At 44.0% G+C, this 7,428-nt stretch carries 9 protein-coding genes and 1 pseudogene; 2 read left to right on the forward strand and 8 right to left on the reverse strand.

Translation table 11 applies throughout. From position 1 onward, the window contains the following. The 8 genes and pseudogenes from RMO35_RS24390 to RMO35_RS24425 all read right to left on the reverse strand — a co-directional run. Window positions 1–924, reverse strand: a pseudogene (locus tag RMO35_RS24390) (helicase); the annotation flags it as partial. 89 nt (window positions 925–1,013) lie between these two features. Further along, complete coding sequence (locus RMO35_RS24395; RefSeq protein ID WP_309745218.1) at window positions 1,014–1,244, reverse strand: hypothetical protein; 231 nt, start codon at window positions 1,242–1,244, stop codon at window positions 1,014–1,016. Between the two features lie 59 nt (window positions 1,245–1,303). Further along, window positions 1,304–1,654, reverse strand: coding sequence for a type II toxin-antitoxin system PemK/MazF family toxin (locus RMO35_RS24400; RefSeq protein WP_309745220.1), 351 nt, complete (start codon window positions 1,652–1,654; stop codon window positions 1,304–1,306). Further along, window positions 1,645–1,860 carry a hypothetical protein gene (locus tag RMO35_RS24405; RefSeq protein ID WP_309745222.1) on the reverse strand — a complete coding sequence of 72 codons (216 nt, stop codon included), beginning with the start codon at window positions 1,858–1,860 and terminating at the stop codon, window positions 1,645–1,647. Before RMO35_RS24405 ends, RMO35_RS24400 begins: the two co-directional genes overlap by 10 nt. Window positions 1,861–2,156: 296 nt before the next feature. After that, on the reverse strand, window positions 2,157–2,510 hold the full coding sequence (locus RMO35_RS24410; RefSeq protein WP_309745224.1) for a hypothetical protein: 354 nt from the start codon (window positions 2,508–2,510) through the stop codon (window positions 2,157–2,159). 5 nt (window positions 2,511–2,515) lie between these two features. Next, window positions 2,516–2,866, reverse strand: coding sequence for a papain fold toxin domain-containing protein (locus RMO35_RS24415; RefSeq protein ID WP_309745226.1), 351 nt, complete (start codon window positions 2,864–2,866; stop codon window positions 2,516–2,518). Between the two features lie 241 nt (window positions 2,867–3,107). Next, a complete protein-coding gene (locus tag RMO35_RS24420; protein ID WP_309745228.1) occupies window positions 3,108–5,852 on the reverse strand; it encodes a DUF1156 domain-containing protein in 2,745 nt (914 codons plus the stop codon). 498 nt (window positions 5,853–6,350) lie between these two features. Next, window positions 6,351–6,773 (reverse strand): hypothetical protein, encoded by a 423-nt coding sequence (locus RMO35_RS24425; protein ID WP_309745230.1) that lies wholly within the window; start codon window positions 6,771–6,773, stop codon window positions 6,351–6,353. Window positions 6,774–6,849: 76 nt separating this feature from the next. Here RMO35_RS24425 and RMO35_RS24430 point away from each other — a divergent pair, with 76 nt between their 5' ends. Next, a complete protein-coding gene (locus RMO35_RS24430) occupies window positions 6,850–7,194 on the forward strand; it encodes a type II toxin-antitoxin system RelE/ParE family toxin (protein WP_309745232.1) in 345 nt (114 codons plus the stop codon). Window positions 7,195–7,199: 5 nt separating this feature from the next. Further along, the coding region (locus RMO35_RS24435) for a hypothetical protein (protein ID WP_309745234.1) at window positions 7,200–7,428 on the forward strand (229 nt) is incomplete at its 3' end.

The following is a 7,428-nucleotide window of genomic DNA, read 5'->3' on the forward strand; positions in this document are numbered from 1 at the left end:
GCAGAAATCTAGACAGCCAGGATGGTTGTGTAAATTGGCAAGGAGATCGAAGAGTGCTTTTTCTTGGGGGTGGGGGGTTGGGATTTGGGGTTCAGGGTTTGGGGTTTGGGATACAGGGTTTGGGGGCTGAATTTCGTCTAGATCGAATTCGATCTGCTGGTTCCAATCGGGGATAGATTTGGGTGCATGAGTGAGCAGCTTGCGAAGTACTGCTTCGGGTAGATCGAAGATGCTCACATTGGGGGCTAATCCGTGCCACAACCGATCGAATCTAGTTACTTCTTCATCTACCCTCTCGCCATCTCTGCCGCCTTCCCAGCCGCAGTAGACGTGGAAGGATTCGACGTTGTATTCCCATCCGGCTACTGATTCATTATTGGAGCCGCTAAATACTAATTTATTGCCATCGGTATCGGTGAAGATGCCGACTTTTTCATGGAAAATGTGGAATCCCCCTAAATCCCCCTTGATAAGGGGGACTTGTAAATTATCTTTTTTTTCGAGATGGTTGGGCGAAGATATTGGCATTCCATTTACTTTCATGGGAATGGCAATTTTGATATCTAAACTACCAGTTTCAATTAGCCAACTGAGGATTTCTAAATGTTTGAGTTGGACGAAGTTTTCGGGTGGTTGGAGAGCGGCGGTTAGTCTTTCATTGACAATATCTCTTAGAGCATAGCCTTTCTCGATCGCATCCAAATCTTCAGGACTAAATTGACAGCCCATAATCAACCGAATTTTACCTTGATTATGGAGCATTGCGCCCAGTCCCCGCGCTACTCTACTGAGAATTGCACTATTGAAAAAACCGGACTTGCGATCGTATTGTACGGCGCATTCTAACGCAGGAATATAGAATTCGGCGATCGGGTTATTTTCATTACTAGAGTAGCTAATTCGCCAGGATCGATCGGGGAGCATTAAATCAAGTAATAAGTAATAAGTAATAAGTAGGGTGTGTTATCGCGAAGCGTAACGCACCAAAAATATGTGCATTTACTTATGAAGGTTTAGGATGGAGATAGTTCATAATCTGGTTCATCGTCACTGTAGGCTCTATTTAATCCTTGCAAAGACATGGCATACCATTCTGCTGATTCTGAATCGGCGAGTAAAGATTCATCTGTCGATCGATTCGATTGTTCTTTTGCTTTTAGAAATTTTAAAAAATTGAGTGTTTCAACAATTAAGCGATCGGGAGTAGAATTGAGTTCTTGTAATAGTTGTTCTTTGAGTGTCATAAAACATTTCTCGTATATTTACAGTTCGATCGGATTGTTCGCTCTCGATTTTCCATGATTTAAGAATTGATTTGGAAAGCATTAATTAGACACCGATCGAGTCGCTGAAGATGTTGAAAGCCAAGTTGACCTAAACGGCGTTGCAATAATGACCTTTCTAGGGTAATAATACGAGCTACTCTCACTTTAGAAGTGCTTTTAAGACCAGTTTGAACAAATTCTAAATCGCTAGATAAAATGATAGACTCATCATCAGTAACTCGCTCAATCGCCTGAGAAGAAATAAAACATAGAGTGACATCTTGACCTTTATCATCGACCCACAATACAACAGCAGGTCTAAGCTTAGGTTCACTGAGATCTGTAAATGGAAAAGGCACTAAAATAATATCACCTTTGGCTATAGACATGATATTAGCTCTCCATCTTCGAGGCTATAAAGTTCTGGCTCTCGATCTAAAAAGTCAAAGCTACTCGATCGTACAGCTAGGTTAGTGAGTTCTTTTGTTGTAGGATAAGTAAGATTAAAGAAAAGCTGTTCTGTTAAGGCAGCGCGTTCTTCGGTGGGCAGAGCGCGAATTACTTGTGCTAAGGATTCTATCAGTTGGATATTCATGGTATTCAGAAATTACAAGATTGAGAATTACACTATTAAGGATTGGTTTCTAAAGTGAACTCAGCAGGTAATCGGGTATCGACAATATCCTGCAAACATTCATCAAAATCGTCGCCGTGCCAAGAACCGATAGTTTTTAGATGGGCGAGTAAAGATGCTCCGGTGGAGAAAGTTAATTCTTCTTTGGCTTTGATGAATTGTAGAAAATTGAGAGTTTCAACAATTAATCGATCGGGCGTAGAATTGAGTTATTGCAACAATTGTTCTTTGATTGTCATAAATTCACTCTCCTATATTTATAATTTGACTAGATCGTTTTGAGGTTGTTGAATATTTTTAGATCTAGCTTCAAATTCTGCTAGGAGTTCAAAGAATCGATCGAATCCCTGCTTTTCATCTGGACAGTTGAGCATGATGATTTTTGCCCAAGAGTTAGAAATATGGATTTGATAACGATCTTGAATGAATTCATTAAAACTCTCATAAAATGTCAATTCTCGATCGTTCGGTCTAATTCCTAACTCTCGTCGCGCCGTTTTATACCCAGCGAGAAAGACAAACAAATTTGATACCGATGGATGACCGATATACATTCCTGGTGTAGCTTTAATCTTTGCTAAAATCTCGAATAGTCCGCCTTTAAATTCCATGTTATTTATTCTCCTAATTCTGCGATCTCAAATTCGTTGCTGGGACAATGAAAATCTCTAATCCAGTCGGCTTCTTTCATTCCTATGGTAGAAAGATTGTCAAAAATCAGTCCGCACACTCTTACGCCGTAATGTTTGCCATTTTCAGATATCGACTCATCTCCTCCGATTCTGTCGCTGACAATGTAGTCTTCATCCCTATAGAAGGTTTTTAACTCGATGATGCGACCCTCAATCCTATTATCTCTCAGCCACTGCATGACTGCAATTGCACTGTCATAACACTGGTACAGATCGAATTGACTGACGATCTTGCCGACTTCTCGATAAATATCCTCATCTGCCAAGTCACTCACTTATTCTCCTCCATACTACGTTAAATATCATAGAGGGAGTTTGCTTGAGTTGTGGCGGAGATCTACCCACCCCGCCCTTTGGAGGCTATACTTCGGCGGGGATGGTGTTACCCCCCCAACCCCCCCTTATAAAGGGGGGGCTTTTGCTCCCTCCCCTTTATAAGGGGAGGGCTGGGGTGGGGTAAAGATCTCCGCAGTACCTCAAACGGACTTATTGATAAAGGTTAGGGTATTTTTTACCCTACCCATAACTTAAACTCAACTGCTCGACTACTACCTTCGCCTTAATCTCGTCCATTGCTAATCGCAACGAAACTAGCGCGTCGTATTCTGAGGTGCTGGTGGGGAAGACTTTGAGGGCGATTTCCATTGTTTTCATCAGGGCATCGCTTTCCATCAGTCCGGTGTTTTGCATAAAGCGGCGCACTAATTGGGGGTTGTGTCCTTCTTCATAAATGGCAATTAGGGCGTGGAGAGAATCGACTAGATAGAGTGAGGAAAAGTCGGATTCTTCGACGCTGAAGGCGCGTTTTTTCAGGCGTTCTTTGGGGGTTAATAGTTTGCAGTTACCGCCTGTAGAGGTGATGAGTTTATAGACTTTGCTCAAGTCTTCGACATTGAAACCACCAATTGCTAGGGCTAATTGTCGGGCTTCATCAAATACAAATTCTCGCGCTTTGAAGGCATCCCAGGCTAATAGATACCACTGAGTCAGGGGATCGAATCCAGCGGTATCGGTGTGGGCTAATTTACGGAAGCGGTAATTAGCGATAGCGCGACGGGCTTCGGTAAAAGCCGCCTCTGGACGGACGATTTCACCACTACTATTACGAATTTCCTGATAACTAGAAAATACGTTCAAGGCGGGGCCAAATGCACTCAGACAGAGGTCGATTCCGGTGATGTCGTTGGCTTCAAATTCGACGGCGCGGGCTTCTACGATGTTGACGACTTGGGGGCGCAAATCGTCCCACCAAGCTAATCCAGCTTCAGGATCGCGCTTGCGACAGACTAATAGCACGGTACTGGCGACGGAGTTTTTCTTTGCCTGGTGGAGGTTTTGGGGATTTTCGGTACTTACCGACCAAGATGCGGTAATCTCGAAGCCACCATTAATCAGGGAGTTGGCGAGGACATCCCACGCACCTGGATCTTTGTGATTGAATTGGACTGTCATCACCCCATCGGGACGCAATACGCGATGGTATTCATTAAAAGCCAGGAGCATCTTCGCTTCATAATCCGCCCGCGCTAACATTTCTGGCGGTGCGCCCATATTCCGAAAGCGGGAAGGATTGGCGACTGCTTCGCGATCTTTGTCGGTGAGTTCGCTATAAAATAACTCTGGATACACATCGTCTAATACCCGTTTCATCCAGACGTAGAAGAAGTCGGATAGTTCGGCGTATTGGATGGTGCCGTAGTAGGGTGGATCGGTGATGATGGCATCGACGGATTCATCAGGAATATCGAACAAGCTATCGGCGGAGGATTGGGTGATTTTGGGTAATGGGTAATGGGTAATGGGTAATGGGTTTTCTTGGAAGCCTGGGATGGTGGGGTTTGTGGAAGATGGGGCACCTAGATAGGTACAGAGAGCTTGATAGTCAGAGACAAAAGCATCAGCGCAGGAATCCCACAACTCGGCAGATCCATTGATTTCTGGATAGTTCCACATCAAATTTAGTGAGTGTTGCGCTAACGCTGTTCGCGTATTTACTCTTGTGTGATCCCATCCACCAAGTCTAGAGTTTTTATTAGCACATCGATCGAGTACCAATGCCAAATAAGTAATAATTGCATTCGCTCTATCTAATTCATCTTTACCCAATTCCGCTCTAATCTTTGCCTTTGCTTGTTGGATAATTTCTACATAGGTAACAAGAGTCAGCAGTTGACGAGGATTAAATAATTTTGACCATCGATCGATCCCAATACTAAATAATCTCTCTGTTTTTTGCCCGTGAGGTATGCCAACATCAGGAATCAGATTTTCCCAACCATCTTTAATCGCTTCCTCGGCTCTCTCTACCCCTGCTAAATCTGCCGCTGTCGGGGTTCTAAATTCCAAACTACCCTTACCGCGCTTGTAAGCCACCGCATATAGTTGATGCCCAAATTTACCTGCTTGTGCTTGAGCTTTGATGACATCATCTTCAATCACACTGCTACAATTCGGACATTTTCCCACGCCACGACCGATCGAAACCGTAAGATCGGGATCGTATTCTTCATCTTCAGTTACTATTGTCGCGCCACTTCCCTTCGCACCCTTCACTAATTCAAAATCTACCCGTTTTTGCTGAGGATTGGGAATTGGTTTAACGGCGTACCAATCACTCGTAACCTTTCTTGTCTGCCCTTTTCCTGCATAGTTACTCGTCTTACTCAACCACCAATTCGGACTTAATGGTACGATCGATTCACAACAGGGACAAACCACAGTATGCGCCCAGAGATAATTCTGCGCCGTCTCGCCGTCGGGATTAGGGAAAAATTCTGCTAACCTTTGTTCGGCTTCATCGCCTACCCACTTCACCCATTTATCGATATCCACCTGCAAACCCGCCCCAAATTTGAGCGGATATTCCATCGCGGCTTTCATCGTCACCACCGCCACGGGATTGAGATCGGAAGCCAAGACATTCAACCCATACCGCGCCGCTTCAAAGGGGATACTTCCTCCTCCGGCGAAGGCATCGAGGATGGTGGGATTGCGTTTGCCCCAAGTTTTTTCGCATAATGCGTGGACTTTTTCCTTCGCTACATCGCTGGGAGTTGTTTTGTACAGCTTGGTATCCCCATTCGGTACGATGCCTAATAATTGCGCGAATTCCTCTTTTGTCACATCAGCAGGTAACAGAGAAGCCAATATCGATGCGCGGGAAAATGACAGCGGTTTGCGTGAGTACCATCGATGCAATCCTTTGAAGGGGTTGCCGCCGTTTTCATATTGCACCTGCTCGTTGAGCATTTTGACGGGCATGATTTTTTCGATGAAGAGTTGAGTTCGTTGTGAACTCTTTATAAGTATGATTTCTTCAATAAGTGGTTTAGTTCGTCGTGAACTATCCAATGAGTTATTATCATTTACACACTGCACCCGCTCGTTGAGCATTTTGATGGGTGTGGGTTTTTCAATCTTTACTTTGTTTTCTTGGCTTTTCATTGGGGGTTGGGGTTTGGGAAATGCGGGGGTGTTAGTGTTGTGGCGGAGATCTACCCACCCCGCCCGTTGGGTACCCCTCCGAGGAGGGGATTTTCATGCGGGGGTGTTGGAGTGGCTGCGGGGATCTACCCACCCCGCCCGTTGGGCACCCCTCCGAGGAGGGGATTTTCATGCGAGCGTTTTTTGATGGGGCTTTTAGATCGCCCCCTGGGGGGCTTTCGAGAGAGATGTATGCTTGAAAATGCAATGTCTAGCGTGCAAAGTCCCCTCCTCGGAGGGGTGGCGCGTAGCGACGGGGTGGGTAGATCCACGCAGCTAATCAAACAAAACCCGCATGGCTTTAAGAGCATTCGATCGACCATTGGTAATCAATGCAAACCAATAATTAGCTTCTTCATAACTCATAGCCGCGATCGATTGGGCAATCTTAATAATCCGATCGGGCTTAGAAATTGGTTGCAGTACTTGAAATAGAATTGCTAAAGTAACGCCAAATTCTTCAGAGATAATGTAAGCAGATTGGCGTTTGTATGATAGGGTTTTAGGATCGTAATTATTAGCTTTTAGGACATCATAAATAACCTGTCTAATTAAGACTAATGATTGCCCTTGAACTTTGCCGATTTGTTTAGATTGAGGACGGCGTTTTTCTCCAGCTTTTTTGTAGCTGCGCTGACAGAGTGCGATCGCAAAGTTATTATTGTCGAGGGGTTCGACACGGAGTTCAAATTCTTGCATCCTATCGATCGGGTTTGAGGGTGACTATGTATAGAGTACCCATCGATCGAGGTTAAATTATGATATAAATATAACTATGGACGAAGATAATGATAAACCATTAATTTGGCTATATGGCGAGGTTAAGACTCCACCATTTACCCTAGAAGCACGGATAGAAGCAGGAATCTTGCTTAGACGCTTGCAGCAGGGGGAAAGTTTAGGAATGCCTCAATCTAGACCGATGCCAAGTATTGGCTCTGGCTGTCACGAGTTAAGAATTAGAGATATCGATCGCAATTGGCGAATTATTTATCGCATTGATGATGATGCAATATTAATTGTTGAGGTTTTTGAAAAGACAACTCGCACAACACCAGATCGATCGATTAAAAATTGTCAGCGAAGACTTGGTAAATATGATGCCGATATTCAAGAGTAAAAATTATGGATAAAACTAAACAACAACGACTAGAAGTAAAAGGCTGGAAGGTTGGTACAGTTTCAGATTTTCTAGAACTAACTCCAGCGGAGAATGCTTTAATTGAGATTAAATTAGCTCTAACTCGTGAATTAAAGTATCGAGCTTCAATAACCTCGATGCAATCTGAATTGTCCGAGCAAATTCAGCCTATAGATACACAACTAAATAATGCAGATGCAACGGGATCGATTG

This window comes from Chamaesiphon sp. OTE_20_metabat_361, assembly GCF_031364565.1.